This is a genomic window from Parasynechococcus marenigrum WH 8102, from assembly GCF_000195975.1.
GTDB lineage: Bacteria > Cyanobacteriota > Cyanobacteriia > PCC-6307 > Cyanobiaceae > Parasynechococcus > Parasynechococcus marisnigri.
In genome coordinates, this window is the sequence record NC_005070.1 from 1,092,433 (window position 1) to 1,118,479 (window position 26,047).

The window sequence follows — 26,047 nt, forward strand, 5'->3', positions numbered from 1 at the left end:
CGGGAAGGTGAAATGCGTTGGAGTCAGGCCAGGACCTGATAGTGACAATCTGCTTTTCATTGACATCGACGGAGCATCAGCGCTCACGTTCTGCCAGGAACACCGGTGTGATCTGAAAGATGCTGGCTGGATCATCCGGCGCACTACAGCAGACGATCGCCTGAAGGTCGCGTTTCAGATCAATGATCAGGAGCTGGAAGAAGAACTCTCCGACATAGGTAAGACAGTTCACAGCACAGGTGCAGGCGAGCAGCTTGAGCTGTTTTGGTCCACTGGTCAGTGCGTCGTTCTTGGTGATCACAAAACGTCGGGTGGGCAGTACGTCTGGGAAGGCAGCCCGGCCGAGATTGATTCACCGACAGAGCCCTGGCGTGAGCTGATCAAGCTGCTGATCCAGATCACTAGGCAGAGACAGAGCAGTAGTGGGCAGTCAGATAAAGGCGACTGGCGCGATTGCATTCCCTGCCCGATCTGCGAAAGAACTGAACCTGACTGCCGCATCAATGCCAATGGCGACATGGTGCTCTGCCATCACGGGACCCGCTGGTCACCACCCGAAATCAGTAAGGGCGAGACGGTGGAACGTGATGGCGTCACCTGGGCGATGGTCGGGGATGGCGTCAATGCGATCGGACCTTTCAGCACCTTCAAGATCCATGCACCGATCACCCGCTCCATCCCAGCGCCTACCCAAGGAGTCCTGTCTGAACTGATCAGTGAGATCACGGATGGCTGGACAGAGAAGGGCCGACTCACACCCGCTAACGCCGGGATGTTGGAACAGCTCCTCAGCGACATTCCTGGGGACCGGATCCGCTTCAACCTCCTCACCATGGAGATTGAGATTGATGGCCAACGGCTCAGCAGCACAGAAGCCGAGAACGCCTACATCCGTTTTCAGCAAAGGGGATACAACTGCAGCAAGCAATCAGCGCGGGATGCACTGCGCACATCAGCCGAACGTTTCAGCTTTCACCCAGTCCGCGACTACTTGAACGGCCTTGAAGCCGTCGTGCCACAAGACATCACAAGGTTGGCCTCCACGTTTCTGCGTCCTGCTGACAGCAGCGATGCGCCGACCATTTACGACCGCATGGTGTTCATCACCTTGATCGGTGCAGTGGCCAGAGTCATGGAGCCCGGCTGCAAGTTCGACACCTGCACCGTGCTGCAAGGGAAGCAAGGCATTCGGAAGACCAGCTTCTGGCAGGCGTTGTTCGGGGAATACTTCACGACCTTCCGGGGACGGCTGGATGACAAGGACGGCCTCCTGGTCGTTCACCAGAGCTGGGGACTGGAGCTGGGCGAACTGGACAACATCACCGGTAGTTACAGGGCCGGGCAGATCAAGAACTTCGTCACGACGCAGTGCGATCACTTCCGCGCTCCTTATGCCGCCAAGTCCGAATCAGCACCAAGGCCCAGCGTGTTTGTCGGCACCTGTAACCGGAATGACTTCTTGCACGACGACACCGGGGAACGACGCTGGCTGATCATCCCCGTTGAGCTGGAAAGGCAGCAGAAAATCAGCACCCATCAGCTCAGCCAGATCAGAGATGGAATCTGGAAGGCCGCGCTGGACGCTTACAGGCAGGGTGCGCTGACGTATTTGAATGATGAAGATGAGCAGCTCATTGAAGAGCTGAACCGAGACTTCACCGCCGACACCCTGACCGAAGGTGCTGTTCAGCAGTTCCTGGCTGAAAACTCAGGTCGCGATTACTACGACCCGCAACAGGTCTATCTGTACGTGTCCGACAAGCTGAACGTGCCTCTGACCGACCGCCTGAAGAAGGACATCAAAGTGGACATGGCGCGGACAGGGTTGGACATGAAGCGTGGACCCGCGGACAAGTTTGGACAGAAACGGCCTCGGAAGTTCTTCCGCACTGACCTGTCCAACCCATGACCATGGACACGTCCAACGTTGTGGCCAAGGCAAACCCACTACTACGACTAGCTGTCCAAGCTGTCCATACCTATCTCTGAAGACTCGTAGGAGAAGAAAAAAAGGCGTAGAAACGCACTATTGGGAAGTCTTGGGAAAAAGGGTTGGACAGTATGGACAGGTGGACAGGGCTCACCTTTCAGCCGCCGAGCCTCCTCCTCCACGTGGAGGCAAGATTCACCAGGACGTGCTCCTTCGGGATGCGCTTCAGCCCACCGGCAACGTATGCCTCCCCGCAATCGCCTACGTCGCCGACGATCAGGATTGGGATGACTTTTCCTTTGTGTTGAACGGACATGGTGGCCGGTTTTTACTCCATTCAGACTTTGAACAAGAGCTACAGATACTGACCATTTGTCCTAGACCAAGGTCATATATAAGGAGGAACAGATGTTCCACGAAGTTTTTCTCACCACCACCCTGTGCGTGGCCATCGTTGGCGCTATGGCTCTCTTCTATGGAGAGCTTCTGCTGCTGAAACACGCCCGTTAGTTAGTCAGCTCCTGATCTTTCACAGCAGCCCTGTACCAGTGAAGGCTTCAATAACTTCTGCCGCACAAAGTTGTTTGTTGTTCGGTTGAGGTTCGGTTTTCTCACTCACGCTGTACTTCCAAACCTGGCGATCGTTAGTGAGTCATTTCAATCAACCTAAATGTCTACCGAAGTTCGCAACTGGGATCTCGTCGCGAAAGCGATGGAAGCAGCTGGTGCCACATCAAGCCAGATGTATTTCCGTGCCAAAGCATTGGCACAGGGCAAGCTCGATCCAATGCCCACAAGCTTCCCTGAAGCTCCTTACAGCATTTCCGCTGTAGCTGGCTAATTTGGTTTTTTGGATCAGCTTATTGAAATTCAAACAGCTCTTGGTCTGACTAATCATCAGGCCTTTACCTACCATCTTTCTCATGACAAACTACCATCTTTCTGTAGAGCAGAGATTTCATCTCGAAGCTGCATTTCGCGAGATTGATGCCTGCGAAGATATAGAAAAGCTTCGCGCACTAACTAGACAAATAATAACTGCACAGCAGAATGAGAAAGCCTTTGCTCGCGAGGCGATGTTGCAGCTCCGGAAAGAAATGGAGTTTGTTGCCTCAAAAAAATTCGGTTTTAACTGAGGTTAAAGCTGAACTCTTCGTAGATTGGCTGGATCGCATAAGCCTTGAAAGAGGTCTTCAATGGTGGACTCTTTAATGGGTCCTTTCTGTGAAGTGCGTACGGGTAATTTCGGGCCGCCTTCATTATTTAGCGTCAGATAAGTTGGGCCTAAATTGGCTAGCACTATATATTAGCCAAGCTAATCAAATTAGTGGTCAACAGCAGACGATATCACGGTGGAATGGTCTGCGCATTGTTTCTCTCGTACGGCCTGCCAGTACCGCTTCGCCTGCGCACTACTCAGGGCATCGTCAGCAGGGTTAGGCCGCATTGGAAGTCATCATCAGGCTGATGAGAGGCGAATTGCTGAGGCATCAGTAGACAAAACTCATGCCCTTAATTTATCGCTGTGTGTATAGCAGCAATGCTATTTCACAAGCGGGCAAGTTAAAGCGCAGATGCCCGCGAGACGTTGCACCAGAACGGTAGTAGTGCACTCCACCCTTGAAATAGCCTTCCTTCATCAGCCGCCATTGCGTCGTTCGGCCTAACCGCAGTTGCCGTCGCATTTCTGACGCTTTCACCCAATCTGATTGGAACACCTTGGAACAAGTTAGTTGATTTCATTCTATCGGCCGTGATGATATAAACACGCGAGGCAATCAATGAACCACACCATCACCAAGAAGCGGCCATATAGCTTCAACGCACTGCTCAGCTCACTCAGCTCACAAGTCCCAGACGAACAGGCCACTTGGGAGCAAAACTTGTCACTGCAGGCTGAGAAGTTCTACGGCCAGCACAGCATCCAGAAGAAGCAGGAGAACGCGGCATTCATCCCAACCCAAAGGATGCTGCGCGATCTGATCACAGGCACTGCCAGCAGCGGTGGTGACTTGGTTGCCACGTCGGTGCAGAAAGTCGCAGACAGCGTCCGGCCTGTGACCGTCTTGGAGCGTGCCGGTGTTGAGCGGATTGAAACCGGCGGAGAGAACCTGACCATCCCGCGCTTTGCCAAGGCCGATGCCGGATGGATTGCAGAAGGTGCTGACTACACCGCACTCACCACCACAAGCACCAGCGTGGATGCCAGCCCGAAGCTCGCCAGTGCCCGCCTGTCTTTCAGCCGCCGCCTGAAGGTGCTCGTCCCTGACGTTGAAGGGTCAGTTCTGCAGGAAGTCGGCCGTGCTGTTGCCGGACTGATCGAGAAGGGAGCGATTCAAGGCACTGGCAGCAACTCTCAACCGCTTGGCCTGCTCAACCTGCCTGATGCGCTCAGCCAGACCTTTGCCTCTGCAACTCCCACCAGCGATGAACTGGCATCAATGCTGGAGAAGCTCGGTGATGCCGATGTGGACCTGAGCAAGGTGGTGTTCCTGATGCACCCGAGCACTGCCGCTGATCTGATGAAGACCCGCGTGGATGCCAGCAGTGGCGCGTTGGTGCTGAGTGACCTGAAGATTCACGGCCTGCCGGTATTCATCACAAGCAATGTCACCGAGGACAAGGTGATCGCACTGGATCCGAGTTACAGCCGTCTCGTCTACTTCGGCAGTGCGCAAGTCGTCGTGGATCCCTTCCGAGGAGCCGTCAGTGGTGTCACGCACACACAAATCCTGAACGCAGCGGACTTCGTTTGCTCGCATCAAAGCTCCGTTGTGGTGGGTTCTGCTTAACGGCAGGGTCGAAGGCCCATCACAGGGAGCGTCTGGAGTTTGCGCTTCCAACAGGGGCCGGTTGTTGAGGAGCCGGTCCCGCCCTAATCACACACAGGCAACAGATGAACCGCGACTACATCGACTGGCTTACGTCACTGCCGAATAACCGAGGCGTCAGGAATCGGCAGGTCAACGTCTGGATGTCGGGCTATGCGCCGCTACCCGATGAGATTGACTTACAGCACTGCGAGGAGATGCAGCAGCGGTGGGTGGTGCGGGACTGCCCTGACGGCGTGCTGGGGAGGCTTTGGTTGTGGGTTAGTCGTTAGGTCTGCAGCGGGGAACACTTCAGGCAATCACGACTGACCAACGCCTCAAGACACCCGCATCGACCCGTTCCTTGCAGCCCTGCGAGCCAACGACCCTGACACCTTCAAACGGTGGCTATATGGCAGAGTTCATTCGCTTTGGAAACTTTGCCATCCGCAATACATCTTCAAAACTCTTCTATCAATTTTCTGGATACACGAGGCGTAAATCTGGCAGATACAGCATAAGCTTTTTGTATGAAGTCAACTATTTTAGAGTACGATTCAACCCGCTACAACTTCAGGAAGTGGGCTTGCGAGTTGCTGGGAGTCAATGACCTGGAGGCAATTCATTCTTTGAATAAAGTCAAGACTTGCAATATCAGCCCAACCGCCAATCAGCTGGCGAAGTCATTCTCGTCCATTCAGGAAATCTATAAGTCGTTTGTACTGGATGTAATAGACAATGAAATTGGTGGTATTACTAATTACCAGAGCCCGCCTTCGTTTCGCTTTTATTACAGCGGACTAGGAAGCACCGTTTTTCATCGAGATCGGGATTTTGGGGTTGAACAGGGCAGGATTAATGTATGGGTACCATTGACTAATGTGTGGGGAAATAATTCTCTTTGGATTGAAGGAAAAGAAGGTGCAGAAGATCACCAGCCCATAACGATGCAGTTTGGCCAGATACTTCTTTTTGACGGGGTAAATATCAGCCATGGATCAAAAATCAATACGACATCATCAACTCGTGTTAGTTTTGACTTCCGCTTTCTTCCTGGCGGAGGTCCTGCTTTCCCAGTATCATACTGAGACAATTAACGAATCAGATATTCACTATAAAATAATTTTAGCCAGAAAAGCGCGCTGTTCATCTGCTATAGATAAAAATCATTCAGATGAATTGATCACATTTTGCTGACAATTTGGCTGGTCTTTGATGGCCTGATTGATTGCCTCCCCGCATTTTTAAGCTAAGTCCTCACACAATTTACTCTGTCATTGATTTCAGCGATTTCGCTTCACCCGAGGCCGTAAGCCTTTGCGACTAGGGGACCTGCTTGCTCATCAGTCAGTACAGGTGTCACTTCCCAATCCATGATCTCCGCCCACTCTGCAGCATGTTCATAACAAGCATCCGCGTTATCAGCCTCAACAAGAATCCATCCTTCAAGTGAACCAGGTCCGTGGAAACGCTTCCAAGACTTGCACTCTGGGAAAGGCGCACCAGTCGAAATAAACTTTTTAGCTGCGGTTTCGTGATAGCCGGTCTTGAAAGACCAGTGCATTAGAAACATCATTTTGATTTCTAACAATTAATAATTAAACTAGCGCAGTCTAGTACATGCTTGTGTATTAACTAACACACGTTCCCGGTCCATCTTCTGTTGTCAGATGGGTGCTCAGAGTTTGTGCCGACCTTTTTGGAATGCTGAAGCTTCCCGATGGTTTGTTCTAATACAGCTCTCAACCCTGAAGACGCATTACAACGGAATCAGAAAAGAAGGTGGGTGCCATGAGCCGATCAAGGTCGTTCAACCGCTTTCATCGTTATTTGGCTCGGCAGAAACGCCGTGGACTACGCTCCGTCCTGCCGCAGTTCCAGATGGACTTCCAGTACTACGGATCTCCCATCGATCACAGTCGCGACATGCTCAACCGGCTCAAAGGACGCGAAGTGGAGCTAGAGCTTCTGGACGCCTAGGCTCTAGCCCATTTCGTTCTACTTATGCCCTGATGGTGTGCTGGGAACGCTTTGGCGGTGGTTGCGTGACTGAAATGGAGCATTCTCGCGTAGACATCTAACGCAAGTTTTTCCCTGTCTTGCAATCCATCACGTTGCGAATACGACCACCAAAGGAGTTTGTGGCGGAGTACTCGATCTGGAGGCTTGCAAAGTCACGGTTGTGAACCTGGAAGCTGTCCGGGTCCTTCATGGCTGCCTTGAGTGATCCCTCACATTGAGTCATGGCTTTCACTACGAGATCAGCCAATTCGTTCTGGGCTCTTCTGGCTTCGGCCGCTTTTTTGTTGGCCTCAGCTGTATCTGCTGCAGCTTTCTTGGCGGCTTCGACCTGCTGAACGAACTTGGGCTTGAACTCCTCGTTCGTGATTTGGCCGAGATCAAAGTCCTCGTTAACGATGTAGTCACTTGAGAGCAATGACTCGCAGTCATCGGACTTGCCGTTGTTGCAACCACTCTTCAGACCCTGCTCCCAGAGCGTTGCGCCTATGAGAAGGGCAACGAAGAGTCCCACTAAACCGCCGCCAGCCCATAAACAAATCTTTAAGCAACCACCCTTCATCATGAAGCTGACAATGCTGCAGCAATGATGGCATCGTTATGCCGTTTTGGCCCAGTCCACTGCATCAGCTCTTGCTCCTGCGCTTAGCCGGCCTGCCTCCTCTGCTGTGAATGTTGGAGATTTGATTCGTTTAGGAACGGGGATGCTTGATTCAAGTTTTTCTCGCTGCTCTGTTATCTGTTGTGGTGTGGCTCTTAGTTCCGCTAAGTCCTGAATAGTTTGGTCAATCACACAATCGTCTCCTCTGCGATAAAGGTAAACATCATCAATGGAGTTCAAAAGCTGCTTGTCAGTTACATCCGGTCGAATCTCACGCCACCAGTGATCGATTGGCAGATCTTTTAGTGTAATGCGGACACGAACCGGATTCGTGTTCATGAAAATAATCCGTGCTCCAAGTGTTTGCACCCACTGGTTGAACTTATTTCTTACTTCTGGGTCGGCACGATTGGGCAATGACAAAAATTCTTCTAACTTGATCCGAATTTGTTCCTTCATGTCCGCGCCGTCAGGTAATGCTTGAAAAGCTTCAAGTTCAGCTCTTGTTTGTTTTGTTTTATCCTCGGCCGCGTTGGCTTGTTTCTTAGCCTTGATAGCCAGTTCTCCATAGAACACCAGAAGGTCCTTATCTGCATTCGTTTGAGTAAAGGCTTTGCTGGCATTGTCCTCAGCGGCTTTTGCTTGTGTCCTCAGCTCACCCGCAAGTCGCTCTTGCTCTAAGAGCCGATCCTGAAGATCTCGGATACGAGGCCCGGTGCCTGGGTTTTTAAAAAACCGCTCCCATCGCCTGTCCATGAAGGCCCTGAGCAAGAGCTCTTCGTCTACCTTCCATCGTTGTTTGCTTTTGACAATGCAATCGCGGCCATCGTTCTGTGCGCTGCAGACAAGGTCTAAATACTTTCCGCTATGGCTGCTGGTATCCACCATCGGTGCACCGCAGCAACAGTAAGTCAGCCCTTTAAAGATATTGCGGCATGGCCCTAGTTCTCCGTTCTTTCTCGTTGTCCGACCTCTAGCTGGAGCCGAGTAACGACGCTTGACGTTCTCTCTTGCCAGTTCAACCGTTTTAGCGTCAACAATTACCGGGTAATAGCCCTGGCTGATTATCCCGTCTCCCCAGCACTTATGTCCCATCACTTGGTCGTTTCTCAGGACCTTGCAGACGTTTGCATTTCCCCAGGTACCACCAGTGGCAGTAGATAGTCCACGACGGTTTAGTTCTTCTGCGATCTGAACGCTGGACAGTCCCTGTTTGGCTGCCAACTCAAAGATCAACTGGATTGTTTCCGCTAGTGGAGCTGGGACAAAGTCGTTCTCACCTATTGCCAACCACTTTGGTGCATCTGACAAGGACAGAAACTTTTTTCCAGAATTCAGATAAGAGTCACGTCGCTCTTGCCAAACGTTTTTGATTCTTCGGGATTTTTTGCTGCTCTCTGCGTTGGACTCATTTTGAAGGACTTTCAGCATTACTGAGAGTCCTATATTTTCGTTGTAGAGCTCCTCTGTGACGATCGAGTCCTGGCTGACAATTCCAAGGGCAAGGTCCAGGTCCCAAAGCTCGTGGAGCATCCGCTCGCTAACGCTTGTGGTTCGCCTTGAGAAGCGGTCCCATTCCTCCACCACCAGCACCGAGCCTGCCGGGATTAGGTCGTCGCGCCGAGCCTGGATGAACGCACCCAAGGCACCCTTGCTCTTGTGTGTGCCGTGAAAAGCCGAAAGCCCTTCATCTCGGATTGGATCGGCGTTGGGTATCAGGCCGTGGCGCTGGCAAAACGGCTCAAATGCGTCGTGCTGTCTTTTCAGTCCTACTCCATCCACTTGGGATTTCGTTGAAACCCGTTCGTAGCTGAACCCAATACGTGTCACTTCTTCAACCGACTTTTTAGTCCGGTCCTGTGCTGTCGATCCACTGTGCTGACTGGCGGCCGTCATGGCTGAGAAGACCAGTTACGGGCTGAAGTTACCTATTTACGCGCTGACGTGCCATGCAGGAGCCTGCGTGTCAAGGGTCCTGAACGCACCAGTCAAATCTCACGTTGAGATAACCTTTCGCCCTGCGCCTTTGGGCGTTCTTCACAAATTCAAACGGTCAACCCGCATGAGCGCCCAGCACAAGGCGATTCGCAACATCGCGATCATCGCTCACGTTGACCATGGCAAAACGACCCTGGTTGATTCCCTGCTGGCGCAATCAGGCATCTTCCGCGACAACGAAGCGGTGCCCACCTGCGTCATGGACTCCAACGATCTGGAGCGTGAGCGCGGCATCACCATTCTGTCGAAAAACACGGCTGTCGATTACAACGACACCCGCATCAACATTGTTGACACCCCTGGTCACGCCGATTTCGGCGGTGAAGTGGAGCGGGTGCTCGGAATGGTGGATGGCTGTCTGCTGATTGTCGACGCCAACGAGGGGCCGATGCCCCAGACTCGATTCGTGCTGAAGAAGGCATTGGAGCAGGGTCTGCGCCCGATCGTGTTCGTCAACAAAATCGACCGTGCCCGGGTGGATCCCGAGACGGCTGTGGACAAGGTGCTGGATCTGTTCATCGAGCTCGGCGCCGATGACGATCAGTGCGATTTCCCTTACCTGTTCGGAAGCGGTCTCGGCGGATTCGCCAAGCCAGACATGAAGACGGACAGCGACAACATGCAACCGCTGTTTGACGCAATCCTGCGTCACGTTCCGCCCCCGGTCGGTGATGTGGAGAAGCCGTTGCAGCTTCAGATCACCACCCTCGATTACTCCGATTTCCTTGGACGCATCATCATCGGCCGTGTTCATAACGGTGTGATCAAGCAGGGCCAGAGCGCTTCGTTGATTAAGGACGACGGCAGCATCAAGCGTGGCCGCATCAGCAAACTGCTGGGATTCCAAGGCCTGCAGCGGGTTGAGATCGATGAGGCCAGTGCCGGTGATCTGGTGGCCGTGGCTGGTTTTGACGACGTCAACATCGGTGAAACCATTGCCTGCCCGGATGAGCCCACCGCTCTGCCGCTGATCAAGGTGGATGAGCCCACCCTGCAGATGACTTTTGTGGTCAACGACTCCCCCTTCGCCGGTAAGGAGGGCAAGTTCGTGACCAGTCGCCAGGTGCGCGACCGTCTCCAACGGGAGCTGCTCACCAACGTGGCCCTGCGTGTCGAAGACACCGACTCACCAGATCGCTTTGCCGTCAGTGGCCGTGGCGAGCTGCACCTGGGCATCCTGATCGAGACCATGCGCCGCGAGGGCTACGAGTTCCAGGTGTCGCAGCCGCAAGTGATCTTTCGCACCATTGACGGCACTCCCTGCGAACCGGTGGAAACGCTGGTGATGGACGTGCCCGAGGAGGCCGTCGGTGGCTGCATCGAAAAACTGGGCACCCGCAAGGGCGAAATGCAGAACATGGAGACCGGCCAGGACGGCCGGACCCAGCTGGAATTCATCGTTCCGTCCCGTGGTCTGATCGGCTTCCGGGGTGAGTTCATTCGCACCACCCGCGGCGAAGGGATCATGAGCCATTCCTTCTTCGAATACCGCCCGATGCTGGGCGAGTTCGACACGCGTCGGAACGGGGTCCTGATTGCCTTCGAGGAAGGCACCGCCACCTTCTATGCCCTTAAGAACGCCGAGGACCGTGGTCAGTTCTTCATCTCGCCAGGCACCAAGGTGTACAAGGGCATGATCATCGGTGAGAACAACCGCCCACAGGACCTTGAGATCAACGTCTGCAAGGCCAAGCAGCTCACCAACATGCGTTCCGCCGGTGCAGAGGAACTCGACACCCTTCAGGCACCGGTGCAGATGACGCTTGAGCGGGCTCTCGAGTACATCGGTCCCGATGAGATGCTCGAGGTGACACCTGAATCCATCCGACTGCGCAAGCTGCCGGCCAAGAAGATGGCCAAGCGCTGATGGTTGAAGCGGATCCCCGCTTCCAGGAGGCCATCCGCTTGTTCAACGCGCAGGAGTGGTACGCCGCCCATGACGTGTTGGAGGAGATCTGGCACGAAACCGCCGATCCGGAACGACGCTGCCTACAGGGACTTCTGCAGGTGGCCGTCGCTCAGCTCCACCTGCAGCGGGACAACCAGCGTGGGGCAACGATCCTCTTCGGCGAAGCTCTCGGCCGCTTGCGACGACCTGGCACCCCAGACCTGGGCCTTGATCTTCCGGCCTTGTGCCACTGCGTCCAAGGGCGGCTGGTGCAGCTGCAGCAAGACGGAGATCCCGAGTCCTGCACTGTCCCGGTGCTGAGTCCCAGTCCCTGAAGCCCCGGTAGTGTCCCTCCATTCCTGGTCTCAACGCGTGGTCAACACCGCGATGCGTCGACTCCGATCAGCTCTGCTGTTGCTTCCACTCCTGCTGGCCACAGCGGCTGTTGAGCCGATTGCTGCAGAGGACAGCCGTGGTGATGGCCTGATCACCATCGAGTCAGACCAACAGTCCGCCGACAACAGCACCGGTGTCGTGACCGCCAGCGGCAACGTTCGCATTGTGCATGCCAACCGTGGCGTGGTGGCCACAAGCCGTCAGGCGCAGTACTTCACCAAAGAGGAGCGAATCGTGCTCCGTGGCGATGTGGATGTGGTCCAGAACGACGGTCATGCCCTGCGGGCTGATCAGGTGATCTACCTGCTGCAGGAGGATCGAGCTGTGGCCATCCCCGTGGAAGGGGAGCAGGTGTACAGCCAGTGGACCTTGAAGGATCCGTCGCCTGGCACCGAACCATGAGCCTCTCGCTGGACACGGTGTCCATCAGCCTTGGCGGCCGGCAGTTGGTCAACCGGGTAAGCCTCGATCTTTCGGCCGGTGAGGTGGTCGGTCTGCTGGGGCCCAACGGTGCTGGTAAGACCACCACGTTCAATCTGGTGATCGGGTTGCTGCGCCCTGATGCCGGAGTGATCAGCCTGGATGGTCAGGTGGTGTCGACCCTGTCGATGCCGAAACGGGCTCGGCTTGGACTCGGTTATCTGCCGCAGGAGCCCAGTGTCTTTCGTCAGTTGACGGTTCGCCAGAATCTCGAAATTGCTCTTGACCAGACGGATCTCAGTCCGCAACACCGTCGTGATCGCCGCGACCAGTTGATCGAGGACTTTCATCTCGTGGCGTTTGTTGACCGTTGCGGTTATCAGCTTTCAGGTGGTGAGCGACGCCGCTGTGAAGTGGCCCGGGCCCTGGCTGTTGGAGCGGAAGGCCCCCGCTACCTGCTCCTGGATGAACCCTTCGCAGGGGTGGATCCCCTTGCGGTGGCTGATCTCCAGGACCTGATCCAGGCGCTGCGCTCTCGGGGGATGGGGATCCTGGTGACCGATCACAACGTCCGGGAAACCCTGGCGATCACGGATCGCGCGTACATCCTCAACGACGGCGCGATTCTGGCCAGCGGTCAATCCCAGACCGTGGCCGATGACCCTCTGGTGCGTCGCTACTACCTCGGGGAGGCCTTCCAGCTGTGATCGCCGCTCTGAATCGCTGGTGCCGACGAATTCCTTTGCTGGATCGTTGGCTGGTTGGCGAAATCCTGGCGCCGTTGCTGTTTGCGGTGGCGGCTTTCACGGTGGTGGGGCTCTCCATCGGTGTGATGTTCGAGCTGGTGCGCCGGCTGGTGGAGGACGGTCTACCGGCCTGGACCGCACTGCAGGTGATGCTTCTGAGCCTGCCGCGGTTCCTGGTGCTGTCCTTTCCGATGGCCACCTTGTTTGCCACCCTGCTGGCTTACAGCAAGCTGACGGCAAACAGTGAACTCACGGCGTTGCGCAGCGTCGGGGTCAGCACTGTGCGACTGGTGGTGCCTGCTCTTGTGTTGTCAGCTCTGCTGACCGGCATGACCCTGTTGTTCAACGATGTGATCGTTCCCCAAGCCAATACTCAGGCCGAGGTGACCCTCCAGAAGGCCCTGGGTCGAGCCCTGGCAACGGAGAAGGGCAAGGACATCATTTATTCGCGCTTCGGCCGGGTCAGGGAACCGGGTTCCGAGCGCAGCGGCCGAGGGCTCAAGCAGTTGTTTTATTCCCGTCGTTTCGACAAGGGGGAGATGGTGGATGTGACGGTGCTGGATTTTTCAAGGGCAGGATTCCGCCAGATGCTTGTGGCAGAGCGGGCTCTTTGGAATGAGGGTGAGGCGAAGTGGGAATTTCGAGACGGTCAGATCCTCACGCTCAACCTCAACGGCAGCACCACCCGCGTCGATTTCGATCGTTACCTCTACCCCTTGAGTTCCGGGCCGCTCAAGGTGGCTCGCTTACCCGACGATGCCAACAACATGACCATCGCCGAGGCGATCGAGGCGGAACGCGTTGAAGCGGAAGCCGGCAATCTCAAGGCGGCCCGCAAGCTGCAGGTGCGCATCCAGGAGAAGTTCACCTTCCCGATGGCCTGCGTGGTGTTCGGTTTGATCGGCAGCAGTCTCGGGTCTCGGCCAGGTTCGAGAACCAGTCGCAGCCAGGGCTTCGGCATCAGCATCCTGCTGATCCTCGGTTACTACGCCCTCAGCTTCAGCTTCAGTTCCCTCGGGGTGAAGGGCGTTCTGCCCGCGCTGCTGGCGGCATGGCTACCGGTGTTGATTTCCCTGGGGGCGGGCACGTTGTTGCTGCGTCAGGCCAGTCGCTGAGCTCTCCCGGCAGAATTGATCTCATCAGGACACTTTTCGGTGCAGTCCCTTCCGTTTGATCTTGTGACCGGCCTCGGGTTCGGGGCTTTTCTGCTGCTGTTGCTGGCCCTGCCGCTGGCGTTCTGGGCTGTTTCCTCCCAGGCACGAACGGGCATCGTTCAGCTGCTGGTGGCGCTGGCCAACCTGTTGCTGACATCACAGCTGGTGCTGCGTTGGTGGGAATCCGGTCATTTTCCGATCAGCAACCTCTACGAATCCCTCTGTTTTCTGGCCTGGGCCTGCACCCTCACTCAATTGTTGGTGGAACGCTCCTGGCCTTCTCCGATCGTTGCCGCAGCGGCAACGCCGATGGGGTTGGGTTGCATCGCCTTCGCCAGTTTTGCTTTGCCGGATCAGCTGCAAAGCGCCGCCCCCTTGGTGCCAGCCCTCCGTTCCAGCTGGCTGGTGATGCATGTGAGCGTGATCATGGTGAGCTACGCAGCCTTGCTAGTGGGCTCGTTGCTGTCATTAGCGGTGCTGCTCACCGACAGGGGTGAGGCCCTCGAGCTGCGCAGCAGCTCGATCGGCAGTGGTGGTTTCCGGCAATCGATGCGCGTCGGCAGTGATGGCGTGCTGCAGTTGCAATCGATTCGCCTGAGCACAGGGGAGCAGCTCGACAGCCTGAGCTACCGGACAATCACCGTTGGTTTTCTGATGCTTACCGTTGGCATCGTCAGTGGTGCGGTTTGGGCCAATGAAGCGTGGGGGAGCTACTGGAGCTGGGATCCGAAGGAGACCTGGGCGCTGATCTGCTGGTTGGTTTACGCGGCGTATCTGCACACCCGTCTCAGCCGGGGCTGGCAAGGGCGACGTCCGGCCCTGGTGGCCGTGGTGGGCCTTGTGGTGATCGCGGTTTGCTACATCGGTGTGAACCTTCTGGGCATCGGGTTGCACAGCTACGGCTGGTTTTTAGGCTGAATTAGATTTGACAGCAGCGCTGTGGTTTTGCCAAGCGCCGTGGCTGCCGGAGATGCGGTCCGGCCTATCGCCCGGTGGATGCGCGCCCTGTGGTGACGGCAGTGCTGATCGGGCTGGCGATGGTGATGCTGGTGGCTCTGTTCGCTCTGCTTTGAGGTCTCCATAAAAAAAGCCCCGGCTGAGGCCGGGGCTCCTAGGGGGTCAGGACTGGGTCCGACTCAGACCAGGACAGCTTCCTTGCTGCTGCTGTTGCGAATGCCCTTGATGGCCTCGGCGTAGTCCGGCTGGTTGAACACACCTGAACCCGACACGATGGCGTTGGCGCCGGCTTCGATCACCTTCCAGGCATTGCCGGCTTTGACGCCACCATCCACTTCGATCCAGGGATCCAGGCCCCGCTCGTCGCACATGCGGCGCAGGTCGCTGATCTTCTGAACCTGGTTCTCGATGAAGCTCTGACCACCGAAGCCGGGATTCACGCTCATGATCAGCACCAGATCACAGAGCTCGAGGCAGTACTCCAGCGTGTCCAGGCGGGTGCTGGGATTCAGCACAGCACCAGCCAACTTCCCGAGATCTTTGATCTGGGCAAGGTTGCGATGCAGGTGGGGGCAAGCTTCCACCTGAACCGAGATGATGTCGGCGCCGGCCTTGGCGAAGTCGGGAACGTATTTTTCCGGCTCAACGATCATCAGGTGAACGTCGAGGGGCTTCTGGGTCACGGGACGCAGGGCTTCAACGATTAGGGGTCCGATCGTGATGTTGGGGACGAAGCGTCCATCCATGACGTCCACATGGATCCAGTCCGCGCCGGCTTCATCCACAGCTTTCACTTCATCGCCGAGACGGGAGAAATCAGCCGACAGGATCGACGGAGAGATCACCAGGGGCTTGGTGCTCATATAGAAGTAGCGCGGAATGCGCGGTGATTTTAGGGACCTCGGCAACCACTGATACAGTGAGCCGCGCTCAGGCGTCGAGATCCATTGCGGCAAGGGCAGATTGCTCACCCTGATGGAGTCGCCAGCCCCTTCACCCCACCATCCGGAGTCCCGTGGACCAGACCCTGATTCAGGAAATTCTCGAGGTCGTTGAGCAAGCCGCCATCGCCTCCGCCAAGCTCTCCGGCAAAGGCCTCAAGAACGAAGCCGACGCCGCTGCTGTGGAAGCCATGCGCAAGCGCATGGGCCAGATCCAGATGCAGGGCCGCATCGTGATCGGTGAAGGCGAGCGTGACGAAGCCCCGATGCTTTACATCGGTGAGGAAGTGGGCAGCGGCACCGGACCGGGCGTTGACTTCGCCGTCGACCCTTGCGAAGGCACCAACCTCTGCGCCTTCAATCAGCGCGGTTCCATGGCTGTTCTGGCCGCTTCCGACCGCGGTGGCCTGTTCAACGCCCCCGACTTCTACATGAAGAAGCTGGCCGCACCCCCGGCTGCCAAGGGCAAGGTGGACATCCGCAAGTCCGCCACCGAGAACATCAAAATTCTCAGCGAGTGTCTCGGCCTTGCTGTTGATGAACTCACCATCGTTGTGATGGATCGTGCCCGTCACAAGGATTTGATCGCTGAGATCCGCGCCACCGGCGCCCGCATCCAGCCGATCTCCGACGGTGACGTTCAAGCTGCGATCGCCTGCGGCTTCGCCGGCACCGGCACCCACTGCCTGATGGGCATCGGCGCTGCTCCTGAAGGTGTGATCTCCGCTGCTGCCATGCGCGCTCTCGGCGGCCACTTCCAGGGCCAGCTGGTGTACGACCCTGCGGTGGCACAGACCTCTGAGTGGGCTGACATGACCAAGGAGGGCAACCTGGCTCGCCTGGCAGAAATGGGCATCACCGACCCCGACAAGGTTTATGAGGCCGAGGAGCTGGCCTGTGGTGAGCACGTTTGTTTCGCTGGCAGCGGTATCACCGATGGCCTGCTGTTCCACGGGGTTAAGTTCGAACGCGATTGCACACGAACCAGCAGCCTGGTGATCAGCAACCTGGACAACACCTGCCGCTTCACCAACACCGTGCACATCAAGGACGGCGCCCAGAGCATCGCTCTGAGCTGATCGTCACGTTTCGGTTGAAAGGAGAGTCTCCATGCACATTGCCGTCGTCGGCCTCAGTCATCGCACGGCACCGGTGGAGATCCGGGAACGGCTCAGCATCCCTGAGCAGACCATGGAGACCTCTCTTCAATCGCTTCGAGGTCATGAGCAGGTGTTGGAGGCTTCGATCCTCAGCACCTGCAATCGCCTTGAGATCTATACCCTTGTTCGTCATCCCGATCTCGGTGTTTCGGCCGTCAGCGAATTTTTGAGCGGCCATTCCGGGCTTGCCACCGGGGAACTGACCCCCCATCTGTTCAACTATCACCACGAGGACGCGGTCGATCACCTGATGCGGGTTGCCGCTGGTCTCGACAGCCTTGTTCTGGGCGAAGGCCAGATCCTCTCCCAGGTGAAGAAGATGATGCGCCTGGGCCAGGAGCACAAGTCCCTGGGTCCGATCCTCAATCGCCTGCTGACTCAGGCCGTCAGCACCGGTAAACGGGTGCGTAGCGAAACCAACCTCGGCACCGGTGCGGTCTCGATCAGTTCGGCTGCTGTGGAGTTGGCGCAATTGAAACTGGGCCAGTCCCGTGGTCTCGATCAGCTGGTCACGCTGGAGAGCGAGCAGATCGCCGTCGTAGGAGCCGGGCGCATGAGCCGCCTTCTGCTTCAGCATCTGCAAGCGAAAGGAGCCTCCGGGGTGGTGTTGCTCAACCGCACTGTTCAACGTGCTGAGTTGCTGGCGGCGGACTTCCCAGACCTACCCGTGCAGTGTCGCCCCCTCACAGACCTCGACCAGTGTCTGAGCACTTGTTCTCTGGTGTTCACCAGCACGGCTGCAGACGATCCGATCATCGATGCAGCGAGGCTTGAACCTCTTAATCGACGCAGCAAACTGCGTCTGATCGACATCGGTGTGCCGCGCAACATTGCTGCCGATGCTGCCGCTGTGGACGGCGTGGAATCCCACGATGTGGATGATCTTCAGGAGGTTGTGGCCCGCAACCAGGAGGCTCGTCAGGCCATGGCCCGCGAAGCCGAGCAGCTCCTGCAGCAGGAGGCTCAGCAGTTTCTGGAATGGTGGGACAGCCTCGAAGCCGTTCCCACCATCAACCGCCTGCGCTCGTCGATGGAGACCATCCGCGTTGAGGAACTGCAGAAGGCTCTCAGCAGGATGGGACCGGACTTCTCCGCGCGGGAGCGCAAGGTGGTCGAAGCCCTCAGCAAGGGCATCATCAACAAAATCCTGCATACCCCGGTCACCTCGCTGCGTGCACCTCAAGGCAGACAGGAGCGTCAGCAGGCCCTGCGCACGGTTGAGCGGTTGTTTTCACTGGGGGATGACTGAGTTTCAGCAGCCAGTCCCGTCTTGATTCGCACCAATCTCGTCGGATCTGCAGGGGGGGACGTTCGAACCAGGTGAAACTCCGGTAAGTTCTTGCGGCAACACCGATCTGGGGTTACGGCATGAAGCGGGTTTTGGCCATCATTCTCGGCGGCGGTGCCGGGACTCGTCTCTACCCGCTCACCAAGATGCGCGCCAAGCCGGCCGTCCCCTTGGCCGGTAAGTATCGACTGATTGATATCCCCATCAGCAACTGCATCAACTCGAACATCAACAAGATGTACGTGATGACGCAGTTCAACAGTGCGTCTCTCAATCGTCACCTCAGCCAGACGTTCAACCTGAGCGCATCCTTCGGTCAGGGATTCGTCGAGGTGCTTGCTGCCCAGCAGACGCCTGACAGTCCATCCTGGTTTGAAGGCACTGCCGACGCTGTGCGGAAGTACCAGTGGCTGTTCCAGGAATGGGATGTCGATGAATACCTGATCCTGTCCGGTGACCAGCTGTACCGGATGGATTACAGCCTGTTCGTTGAACATCACCGCAGCACTGGTGCTGACCTCACCGTTGCAGCCCTTCCTGTGGACCCGAAACAGGCCGAGGCGTTCGGCTTGATGCGCACGGATGGTGACGGAGACATCAAGGAGTTCCGCGAAAAGCCCAAGGGTGATTCTTTGCTTGAGATGGCGGTTGACACCAGCCGATTTGGACTCAGTGCGAATTCGGCCAAGGAGCGTCCCTACCTGGCGTCGATGGGGATTTATGTCTTCAGCAGAGACACTCTGTTCGACCTGCTCGATTCCAATCCTGGTTATAAGGACTTCGGCAAGGAAGTCATTCCTGAGGCCCTCAAGCGTGGCGACAAGCTGAAGAGCTATGTCTTTGACGATTATTGGGAAGATATCGGAACGATCGGAGCGTTCTACGAGGCCAACCTGGCGCTCACCCAGCAACCCACACCCCCCTTCAGCTTCTACGACGAGAAGTTCCCGATCTACACTCGTCCCCGCTATTTACCCCCGAGCAAACTGGTTGATGCTCAGATCACCAATTCGATCGTTGGCGAAGGCTCAATTTTGAAGTCATGCAGCATTCATCACTGCGTTTTGGGTGTTCGCAGTCGCATTGAAACCGATGTGGTGCTGCAAGACACCTTGGTGATGGGCGCTGACTTCTTTGAATCCAGTGATGAGCGTGCCGTGCTTCGCGAGCGTGGTGGTATTCCGGTCGGGGTGGGCCAAGGTACGACTGTGAAGCGCGCCATCCTCGATAAAAACGCTCGCATCGGATCCAACGTCACCATCGTCAACAAGGATCACGTCGAGGAAGCTGATCGTTCCGATCAGGGCTTCTATATTCGTAATGGCATTGTTGTTGTTGTCAAGAACGCCACCATCCAGGACGGAACTGTGATCTGAGGGATCCATCCCTCATTCCTGACAGAAGCTGTCGGAAATACAGCCGGATCTGGCTTTGCTGCTCACACTGACGTCAGTCGTCAGTGGTCCCAAAGGCCATGTCCCAGTCGCACTTCGGTTTAATCGGTCTCGGCGTGATGGGGGAGAACCTCGTCCTCAATGCCGAGCGCAATGGGTTCTCGAGCGTTGTCTACAACCGCACCTACGCCAAGACTGAGGAGTTCCTCAACGGTCGCGGTCAAGGGCGGAACATTCAGGGGGCGACGGATCTGCAGGATTTCGTTGGCAAGCTGGAACGTCCTCGCCGGATCCTGATGATGGTCAAGGCAGGTCCAGCTGTGGATGCTGTCGTTGACCAGATCTCCCCATATCTCGAGGAAGGCGATCTGCTAATCGATGGTGGCAACTCGGATTATCACGACACCGAGCGCCGGGTGAAGGAGCTCGAGAGCAAGAGCTTCGGCTTCATCGGCATGGGTGTGTCCGGTGGTGCTAAGGGGGCTCTGGAGGGCCCCAGCATGATGCCCGGCGGCACCAAAGCCTCCTACGACGCCATTGAGAGCCTGGTGAACAAGATGGCGGCTCAGGTGGATGACGGCCCCTGCGTCACTTACATCGGTCCCGGTGGATCTGGCCACCTTGTGAAGACCGTCCACAACGGCATTGAGTACGGCATCGAGCAGATCCTGGCGGAGGGCTATGACCTGATGAAGCGGGTCAAGGGCATGAACGGGGAGCAGATGGCCGATGTGCTTGCCCAGTGGAATGCCACTGAGGAGCTCTCCTCCTATCTGGTGGAGATTACAGAGGTTTGCCTGCGCACGAAGGATCCTGAAGACGGCGCAGATCTCGTCGAGAAAATCATGGATCAGGCTGGCCAGAAGGGCACCGGTCTGTGGACCGTGGTCACCGCCCTGCAGATGGGTGCATCCGTTCCCACCATCTACGCATCACTCAATGGTCGGGTGATGAGTTCCCTCAAGCCTGAGCGGGTGGCAGCCGAATCCATCCTCAAAGGACCAGTCATCAAGGATTTCGACCTCGGCACCCCCGACGACGCCATGGCTCCCCTGATGGATGCCACGGTGCTCAGCTGCATCGCCAGCTATGCCCAGGGCATGGAACTGCTGCGCATCGCCTCCCGGGATCTGGACTACAGCTTGCAGATGCCCTCCATCGCCCAGATCTGGAAAGGCGGCTGCATCATCCGTGCCCGCCTGCTCCAGCGGATTCAGGATGCCTTCGCTGCCAATCCTGATCTGACCAACCTGATGTTGGATCCCTGGTTTGCCGATCAGATCAACCGGCGTCTGCCCGGTTTGGCCAAGGTGGTGGCCGGCGCCGCTGAATCCGGCATTCCCGTGCCCTGCTTCAGCAGCACCCTGGACTACATCAACAGCTACCGCACCGGTCGCCTTCCTCAGAACCTGGTGCAGGCCATGCGCGACTGCTTCGGGTCCCACACGTACCAGAGGGTGGACAAAGAGGGCGCCTTCCACACCGAGTGGCTCGGCTGAGCGCAACGCTGATGACCTACTACCGCATCGAGCGGGCAAGTGATGCTGAGTCGCTTGCCCGCATGGCATCGGACACCATTGCAGCCCAGATCAGCCTGGTGCTTGATCAAAGCGATTGCTGCAGCATCGCACTCTCCGGTGGCAGTACCCCTGCCAGGGCCTATTCCTTTCTTGGTCAGGACCATCTTCCCTGGGACCGTGTCGATGTGTTCCTCGGTGATGAACGCTGGGTCGCTGCCGATGATGACTCCAGCAATGCCCGAATGCTGCGTCGCACCCTGCTGGCGGATGGGCCTGGACGAGCCGCCCGTTTCCACGCCGTTCCCACCGTGGAGTTGGCGGATGCCGAGTCCAGCGCAGCGGCTTTTGGCGACCTTGTTGCTCAACACTGTCCCGGGGAGCCGCCAGTGTTTGATCTGATGCTGCTCGGACTTGGCGATGATGGTCACACCGCCTCGCTGTTTCCGGGAACCGAAGCACCAACGATCACGGATCGCTGGGCGACAGTTGGCCGGGGGAAGGGTTTGGACCGCATCACACTCACGGCGCCGGTGCTGAGTGCTGCCCGGCAGGTGATCTTTCTGGTAAGTGGAGCGGGCAAGCAGGAGGCCCTGAGGCGGCTGGTGGATCCCTCTGAATCCTCCGAACGCACCCCCGCCCGCCTGGTGCAGCCTGCTAGTGATGTTCTGATCCTTGCCGATCAGGATGCAACCGCCAGCCTCTGAGCAGATCATCGTCCAGGGCAGCGGTTTCGCTGACTGGACCAGTCTCAACGACACGATCATGGGGGGAAGCAGCCGTGCCGGCTGCCGCGTCACCCCAGAGGGCCTGTTGTTGGAGGGGGAGTTGATCGAGGCCGGTGGTGGCTTCGTCAGCTGCCGATCACCGCGTTTGCAGCCCCCTCTGGATCTCTCACCGTTTTCTGCTCTGCAGCTGGAGGTGGAGGGGGAGGGTCGAACGCTCAAGATCGCTCTGGGCTGCCGTGATGGTGCCCTTGGGCTCACCGAATTGATTCCCGGAGGTCTGCGCTGGGTGATCGATGTGCCCACCCAGGCTGAGGGAGTCACCCGTGTGCGCATTCCCTTTGCGGATCTGCGCCCCACTGTCCGCGCCAAGCCCGTCGGATTACCGCTGCGGTTTGATTCGGTAGGAGTCACCCGGATTCAGGTGCTGCACTCCAAATTTGGTGATGCCGGCGAACTCAATCCGGGATTTCGAGCCGGCATGATCCGCCTGCTGATCCGCTCGATCCGAGCCCTGCCCTGAGTTCATGGATCTGTTGGTTCTCATTGCCAAGGCGGCGGATGTCTGCCGCAAACCCTTGAGTCATGCGGTGGTGTCGATCGATCCCTCAGCGCCGTCGCAGCTGGATGACCTCAATGTGCGCATCGAGTGCCGCGACGTCGACGGCATCCGTCACCCCCAGCACGACCTAGATCTGGAGATCTATCGCAGCGGGCGGGAGATCAACCTGATGCTCAGCTGGTCAGATCAGCCTGAACGGCCGATGCTCTGGCATGGCCGTCATCCCGTCTGGATGGATGGATCCTTAGGCCAACGCACTGCAGCACCTGAGGATGCTGCGCCGCTGGAGGCACTGGGACGGCGGCTGCGGTCCCTTTTGCATCACGACTGACTCAGTCGGGCTGGTCGGTGACCGCTCCACGGCTTGAACTGGACACCAGACGGGCGTACTTGCCCAGAATCCCAGTGCGATAACGGGGTTCCGGCTTGCTCCAGGCTGCCCGGCGTCGCGTGAGTTCCGCCTCATCCACGTTGAGTTGCAGCAGCAACTGGTCGGCATCCACGGTGATGCTGTCGCCTCCCTGCACCAGGCCGATGGTTCCGCCGACAGCGGCTTCGGGGGCAACGTGACCGACCACCAGGCCATAGGTGCCGCCGCTGAAGCGGCCATCGGTGATCAGAGCCACCCTGTCTCCCAGGCCTTGCCCGACGATGGCGGAGGTAGGGGCCAGCATTTCGCGCATGCCCGGACCTCCCACGGGCCCCTCATTGCGCACCACCACCACATCGCCGGCCTTGATCCGTTGATCCAGGATGGCGGCGAGGCAGTCTTCCTCGCTCTCAAATACCCGGGCGGGGCCGGTGAGCACTGGTGTCTTGACGCCGCTGATCTTGGCCACACTGCCCTCACTGGCCAGGTTGCCCTTGAGGATGGCCAGGTGGCCTTTGCCGTAAAGGGGATTGCTCAGTGGACGGATCACGTCTTGATCGGCCGGTGGCACGGAGGGCACATCCGCCAGCACCTCACGCAGGCTTTTGCCCTCAACGGTGCGGCAATCGCCATGCAGCAGCCCGGCATCGAGCAGCAGTCTCATCACCTGGGGGATACCGCCAGCGTTGTGGAGATCCACCGTCACGTAGCGGCCGCTCGGCTTGAGGTCACAGATCACCGGCACGCGCTGACGGATCCGCTCGAAGTCGTCGATGCTGAGGGAGACCCCAGCCGTACGGGCGATCGCCAGCAGGTGCAGCACGGCGTTGGTGGATCCACCCACCGCCATGATCACGCTGATGGCGTTCTCGAATGCATCGTTGGTGAGCAGATCCAAGGGTCGAATGTTGGCCTTCACCGCGTCCAACAACACCTCTGCTGAACGAGCGGCATTGTCGGCCTTCTCTTCGTCTTCTGCCGCCATCGTTGAGCTGTAGGGCAGGCTCAACCCCATCGTTTCGATGGCTGCACTCATCGTGTTGGCGGTGAACATGCCGCCGCAGCTGCCGGCTCCTGGGCAAGCGTTCTTTTCGACAGCGGTGAGCTGGTCTTCGTCGATGTTGCCGCTGGTGAGCTGACCAACTGCCTCAAAGGCGCTGACCACGGTGAGATCACAGCCGCCGAGTTTCCCCGGCTTGATCGTGCCGCCGTAAACGAACACAGCCGGAATGTTCATCCGCGCCATGGCCAACATGGCGCCGGGCATGTTCTTGTCGCAGCCGCCCACCGCCAGCACGCCATCCATGCTCTGGCCATTGCAGGCGGTTTCAATCGCATCGGCGATCACCTCACGGCTTACCAGGGAGTACTTCATCCCTTCGGTGCCCATGGAGATGCCATCACTCACCGTGATGGTTCCGAACATCTGTGGCATGCCGCCGGCCTGACGGGCAGCCTCTTCAGCGCGCCGGGACAGGTCGTTCAACCCGACATTGCAGGGTGTGATCGTGCTGTAGCCGTTGGCGATCCCGAGAATCGGCTTGCCGAAGTCCTCATCTCCGAATCCCACCGCACGGAGCATGGCGCGGTTGGGGGAACGCTGGATCCCCTTTGTGACGGCGTCGGAACGAAGCATGGGCCGGAGCTCTGGACCTGTGACGATCCGGCCAACCTACCGAGCGCTCAGTCCTCCGATCCCAGGCGTTCCAGCTGGGCACGTACCCGGGCGATCTCTGCGTTGAGCTTCTCAACCCGCTGTTCCAGCAGTCTGTTTTCATCAGGCTCGAGCACCTCGGAGCCGTCCTGCATCCGCGGGGCATGCAGCATCGACCGCTGCCGACTGATCCGGCTGCGTCGTTCCGCTTCATTCAACAGCCACCAGGCCAATCCGGCGGCTCCGATCACGGCGCCTGCCACCAGGGTGGTGAGGGTGCCTGAGCCGGTCTCGTGCTGATGTCCCATTCACTCAACCTCCTGCATTGAAATCTAGTCGCGGCCTGCGGACCTGAACCGCAGCCGTTGCACTGGATCACCGATGCCGGGAACGATGGCTCCGTCAGTGTTCAGGCTTTCATCGATGCAGGCGGTGTGCAGCGTCAGATCCGGGACGGCCTCCCCCAGCAGCTTCAGACCAGGGCTGGCGCAAAGCGCCGTGATCAGACGGATCCGCCGCCCGTCTACCCCCTGCTTCTGCAGCTCTTGCATGGCCTTCAGCAGACCCTCTCCATCACTGATCTGGTCGACGAACAGAATCACGCCGGTGTTGGCCGCGATGTCGTTCGGGACGCCATCAAGACAGAGAGCGGCATCAGGAAGCACATGGCGACCTCCCTGCCAAAGTTCCAGGCCTGCGGGCAGGATCGGCAGGGCCAGCAGAGGGATGCCCGCTTCCACCACCGTGGACTCAGCCTCACCTTGTTCCGTTGGGATGCGTTCCTGGCGATGCGGCAACCAGTCCCTCAGGGCTTCGTAGGTGAGCCAGCGGCCCAGTTCCTGCATGGCCGTTGCGTAGAGGGCTGACGGTGTCTCCCGATGGCGGAGCATCGCCAGCCAGTGGCCGATCAAAGGATGAGGTGGCACCACCACCCGCAGACTCATGGCCATCTCGCGTCGCTCCGCCGGCAGTTGCCATAACGTGAGCGCTCAAATTACTGGTCCCATGCGCGCCCTTCTCCGTCCTGTCTCCCTGGTGGCGGCGATCCTGGTGGTGGTCAGCACCTTGCTTTGGACCAACTCTGCCCAGGCGATCACGGCCCCTGAACTGCGGGGACAGCGTGCGGTGCAGGAAATCACGGCTGACATGCACGGCCTTGATCTCAAGGAGAAAGAGTTCCTCAAGGCTGATCTACGTGAGGTCAACCTCAGCGATACCGATCTACGTGGGGCCGTGATCAACACTTCCCAGCTTCAGGGTGCGGATCTGCGTGGTGCCGACCTGTCCAACGTGGTGGGGTTTGCCAGTCGATTCGACGGTGCTGACCTAAGAGGTGCAACGTTCACCAACGCGATGCTGATGCAGAGCCGCTTCGCCGATGCCCGCATTGAGGGTGCTGACTTCACCGATGCGGTCTTGGATCTCCCCCAGCAGAAGTTGCTTTGCGCAACGGCCGCCGGGGAGCACCCCGTGAGTGGTGTATCGACCCGTGAGAGCCTGGGCTGTCGCCCCTGAGT

The 26,047-nt window shown here is 57.8% G+C and carries 29 protein-coding genes; 20 read left to right on the forward strand and 9 right to left on the reverse strand.

What is annotated here, in order from left to right; genetic code table 11:
* Positions 1–76 precede the first annotated feature (76 nt).
* On the reverse strand, positions 77–301 hold the full coding sequence (locus TX72_RS14130) for a hypothetical protein (RefSeq protein WP_158305722.1): 225 nt from the start codon (positions 299–301) through the stop codon (positions 77–79).
* Positions 302–517: 216 nt separating this feature from the next.
* Here TX72_RS14130 and TX72_RS05505 point away from each other — a divergent pair, with 216 nt between their 5' ends.
* Positions 518–1,909: a VapE domain-containing protein gene (locus tag TX72_RS05505; RefSeq protein WP_158305723.1), complete on the forward strand. Its 1,392-nt coding sequence runs from the start codon at positions 518–520 to the stop codon at positions 1,907–1,909.
* A gap of 178 nt (positions 1,910–2,087) precedes the next feature.
* Here the strand turns inward: TX72_RS05505 and TX72_RS14135 are convergent, their stop codons facing one another.
* Positions 2,088–2,246 (reverse strand): hypothetical protein, encoded by a 159-nt coding sequence (locus TX72_RS14135; protein ID WP_158305724.1) that lies wholly within the window; start codon positions 2,244–2,246, stop codon positions 2,088–2,090.
* A gap of 354 nt (positions 2,247–2,600) precedes the next feature.
* Between TX72_RS14135 and TX72_RS14380 the strand changes: the two genes are divergently transcribed.
* From TX72_RS14380 to TX72_RS13160, 4 genes are all read left to right on the forward strand, one after another.
* Positions 2,601–2,771, forward strand: coding sequence for a hypothetical protein (locus TX72_RS14380; RefSeq protein WP_173358487.1), 171 nt, complete (start codon positions 2,601–2,603; stop codon positions 2,769–2,771).
* 82 nt (positions 2,772–2,853) lie between these two features.
* The gene (locus TX72_RS05515; protein ID WP_042503391.1) at positions 2,854–3,066 is read left to right on the forward strand and encodes a hypothetical protein; all 213 of its coding nucleotides are present in this window, start codon (positions 2,854–2,856) and stop codon (positions 3,064–3,066) included.
* Between the two features lie 747 nt (positions 3,067–3,813).
* The gene (locus TX72_RS05520) at positions 3,814–4,722 is read left to right on the forward strand and encodes a phage major capsid protein (RefSeq protein WP_158305725.1); all 909 of its coding nucleotides are present in this window, start codon (positions 3,814–3,816) and stop codon (positions 4,720–4,722) included.
* Between the two features lie 548 nt (positions 4,723–5,270).
* Positions 5,271–5,828, forward strand: a complete 558-nt coding sequence (locus tag TX72_RS13160) for a phytanoyl-CoA dioxygenase family protein (protein ID WP_011127969.1) — start codon at positions 5,271–5,273, stop codon at positions 5,826–5,828.
* Between the two features lie 209 nt (positions 5,829–6,037).
* Here TX72_RS13160 and TX72_RS05535 read toward each other — a convergent pair whose 3' ends face one another.
* Entirely contained in the window at positions 6,038–6,316 is a 279-nt protein-coding gene (locus tag TX72_RS05535; protein WP_042504281.1) for a DUF3303 domain-containing protein, read from the reverse strand.
* 215 nt (positions 6,317–6,531) lie between these two features.
* Between TX72_RS05535 and TX72_RS05540 the strand changes: the two genes are divergently transcribed.
* Positions 6,532–6,720, forward strand: coding sequence for a hypothetical protein (locus tag TX72_RS05540; protein ID WP_042503399.1), 189 nt, complete (start codon positions 6,532–6,534; stop codon positions 6,718–6,720).
* Between the two features lie 97 nt (positions 6,721–6,817).
* On the opposite strand, the gene TX72_RS05545 is transcribed toward TX72_RS05540, so the two are convergent.
* Together TX72_RS05545 and TX72_RS05550 are read right to left on the reverse strand one after the other, a co-directional pair.
* Positions 6,818–7,273, reverse strand: coding sequence for a hypothetical protein (locus tag TX72_RS05545; protein ID WP_158305726.1), 456 nt, complete (start codon positions 7,271–7,273; stop codon positions 6,818–6,820).
* A gap of 84 nt (positions 7,274–7,357) precedes the next feature.
* Positions 7,358–9,256 (reverse strand): recombinase family protein, encoded by a 1,899-nt coding sequence (locus tag TX72_RS05550; protein WP_011127973.1) that lies wholly within the window; start codon positions 9,254–9,256, stop codon positions 7,358–7,360.
* 166 nt (positions 9,257–9,422) lie between these two features.
* On the opposite strand from TX72_RS05550, the gene typA reads away from it, so the two are divergent.
* Genes typA through ccsB form a run of 6 tightly spaced genes read left to right on the forward strand, consistent with a single transcriptional unit; the run spans position 9,423 to position 14,880 of the window.
* Entirely contained in the window at positions 9,423–11,225 is a 1,803-nt protein-coding gene (gene typA, locus TX72_RS05555) for a translational GTPase TypA (RefSeq protein ID WP_011127974.1), read from the forward strand.
* Complete coding sequence (locus TX72_RS05560; RefSeq protein ID WP_011127975.1) at positions 11,225–11,581, forward strand: DUF309 domain-containing protein; 357 nt, start codon at positions 11,225–11,227, stop codon at positions 11,579–11,581. Before typA ends, TX72_RS05560 begins: the two co-directional genes overlap by 1 nt.
* Before the next feature lie 52 nt (positions 11,582–11,633).
* Complete coding sequence (locus tag TX72_RS05565; protein ID WP_042503402.1) at positions 11,634–12,044, forward strand: hypothetical protein; 411 nt, start codon at positions 11,634–11,636, stop codon at positions 12,042–12,044.
* Positions 12,041–12,769: an LPS export ABC transporter ATP-binding protein gene (gene lptB / locus TX72_RS05570; RefSeq protein ID WP_011127977.1), complete on the forward strand. Its 729-nt coding sequence runs from the start codon at positions 12,041–12,043 to the stop codon at positions 12,767–12,769. The genes TX72_RS05565 and lptB overlap by 4 nt, the downstream gene beginning before the upstream one ends.
* Positions 12,766–13,923, forward strand: coding sequence for an LptF/LptG family permease (locus TX72_RS05575; RefSeq protein ID WP_011127978.1), 1,158 nt, complete (start codon positions 12,766–12,768; stop codon positions 13,921–13,923). Before lptB ends, TX72_RS05575 begins: the two co-directional genes overlap by 4 nt.
* A 39-nt stretch (positions 13,924–13,962) precedes the next feature.
* On the forward strand, positions 13,963–14,880 hold the full coding sequence (gene ccsB, locus TX72_RS05580) for a c-type cytochrome biogenesis protein CcsB (RefSeq protein WP_011127979.1): 918 nt from the start codon (positions 13,963–13,965) through the stop codon (positions 14,878–14,880).
* Between the two features lie 218 nt (positions 14,881–15,098).
* Here ccsB and rpe read toward each other — a convergent pair whose 3' ends face one another.
* Complete coding sequence (rpe, locus tag TX72_RS05585; RefSeq protein ID WP_042503405.1) at positions 15,099–15,782, reverse strand: ribulose-phosphate 3-epimerase; 684 nt, start codon at positions 15,780–15,782, stop codon at positions 15,099–15,101.
* Between the two features lie 152 nt (positions 15,783–15,934).
* Between rpe and glpX the strand changes: the two genes are divergently transcribed.
* The 7 genes from glpX to TX72_RS05620 all read left to right on the forward strand — a co-directional run bounded on the left by glpX (position 15,935) and on the right by TX72_RS05620 (position 22,837).
* A complete protein-coding gene (gene glpX / locus TX72_RS05590) occupies positions 15,935–16,939 on the forward strand; it encodes a class II fructose-bisphosphatase (protein WP_011127981.1) in 1,005 nt (334 codons plus the stop codon).
* A 31-nt stretch (positions 16,940–16,970) separates the two neighbouring features.
* On the forward strand, positions 16,971–18,269 hold the full coding sequence (locus tag TX72_RS05595; RefSeq protein WP_011127982.1) for a glutamyl-tRNA reductase: 1,299 nt from the start codon (positions 16,971–16,973) through the stop codon (positions 18,267–18,269).
* A gap of 119 nt (positions 18,270–18,388) precedes the next feature.
* Positions 18,389–19,684: a glucose-1-phosphate adenylyltransferase gene (locus TX72_RS05600; protein WP_011127983.1), complete on the forward strand. Its 1,296-nt coding sequence runs from the start codon at positions 18,389–18,391 to the stop codon at positions 19,682–19,684.
* Positions 19,685–19,782: 98 nt separating this feature from the next.
* Positions 19,783–21,201 (forward strand): NADP-dependent phosphogluconate dehydrogenase, encoded by a 1,419-nt coding sequence (gene gnd / locus TX72_RS05605; protein WP_011127984.1) that lies wholly within the window; start codon positions 19,783–19,785, stop codon positions 21,199–21,201.
* 11 nt (positions 21,202–21,212) lie between these two features.
* On the forward strand, positions 21,213–21,926 hold the full coding sequence (gene pgl / locus TX72_RS05610) for a 6-phosphogluconolactonase (RefSeq protein ID WP_011127985.1): 714 nt from the start codon (positions 21,213–21,215) through the stop codon (positions 21,924–21,926).
* Positions 21,907–22,467, forward strand: coding sequence for a CIA30 family protein (locus TX72_RS05615; protein WP_011127986.1), 561 nt, complete (start codon positions 21,907–21,909; stop codon positions 22,465–22,467). The genes pgl and TX72_RS05615 overlap by 20 nt, the downstream gene beginning before the upstream one ends.
* A gap of 4 nt (positions 22,468–22,471) precedes the next feature.
* A complete protein-coding gene (locus tag TX72_RS05620) occupies positions 22,472–22,837 on the forward strand; it encodes a DUF8659 family protein (protein ID WP_011127987.1) in 366 nt (121 codons plus the stop codon).
* Position 22,838: 1 nt separating this feature from the next.
* Here TX72_RS05620 and ilvD read toward each other — a convergent pair whose 3' ends face one another.
* The 3 genes from ilvD to TX72_RS05635 are packed head-to-tail and all read right to left on the reverse strand — an operon-like array spanning position 22,839 to position 25,480.
* Positions 22,839–24,512: a dihydroxy-acid dehydratase gene (ilvD, locus tag TX72_RS05625; protein WP_011127988.1), complete on the reverse strand. Its 1,674-nt coding sequence runs from the start codon at positions 24,510–24,512 to the stop codon at positions 22,839–22,841.
* A gap of 47 nt (positions 24,513–24,559) precedes the next feature.
* Complete coding sequence (locus TX72_RS05630) at positions 24,560–24,838, reverse strand: hypothetical protein (RefSeq protein ID WP_011127989.1); 279 nt, start codon at positions 24,836–24,838, stop codon at positions 24,560–24,562.
* Positions 24,839–24,862: 24 nt separating this feature from the next.
* Complete coding sequence (locus TX72_RS05635; RefSeq protein WP_011127990.1) at positions 24,863–25,480, reverse strand: uracil phosphoribosyltransferase; 618 nt, start codon at positions 25,478–25,480, stop codon at positions 24,863–24,865.
* 55 nt (positions 25,481–25,535) lie between these two features.
* On the opposite strand from TX72_RS05635, the gene TX72_RS05640 reads away from it, so the two are divergent.
* Positions 25,536–26,045 carry a pentapeptide repeat-containing protein gene (locus TX72_RS05640; RefSeq protein WP_042503412.1) on the forward strand — a complete coding sequence of 170 codons (510 nt, stop codon included), beginning with the start codon at positions 25,536–25,538 and terminating at the stop codon, positions 26,043–26,045.
* The last annotated feature ends 2 nt before the right edge of the window (positions 26,046–26,047 follow it).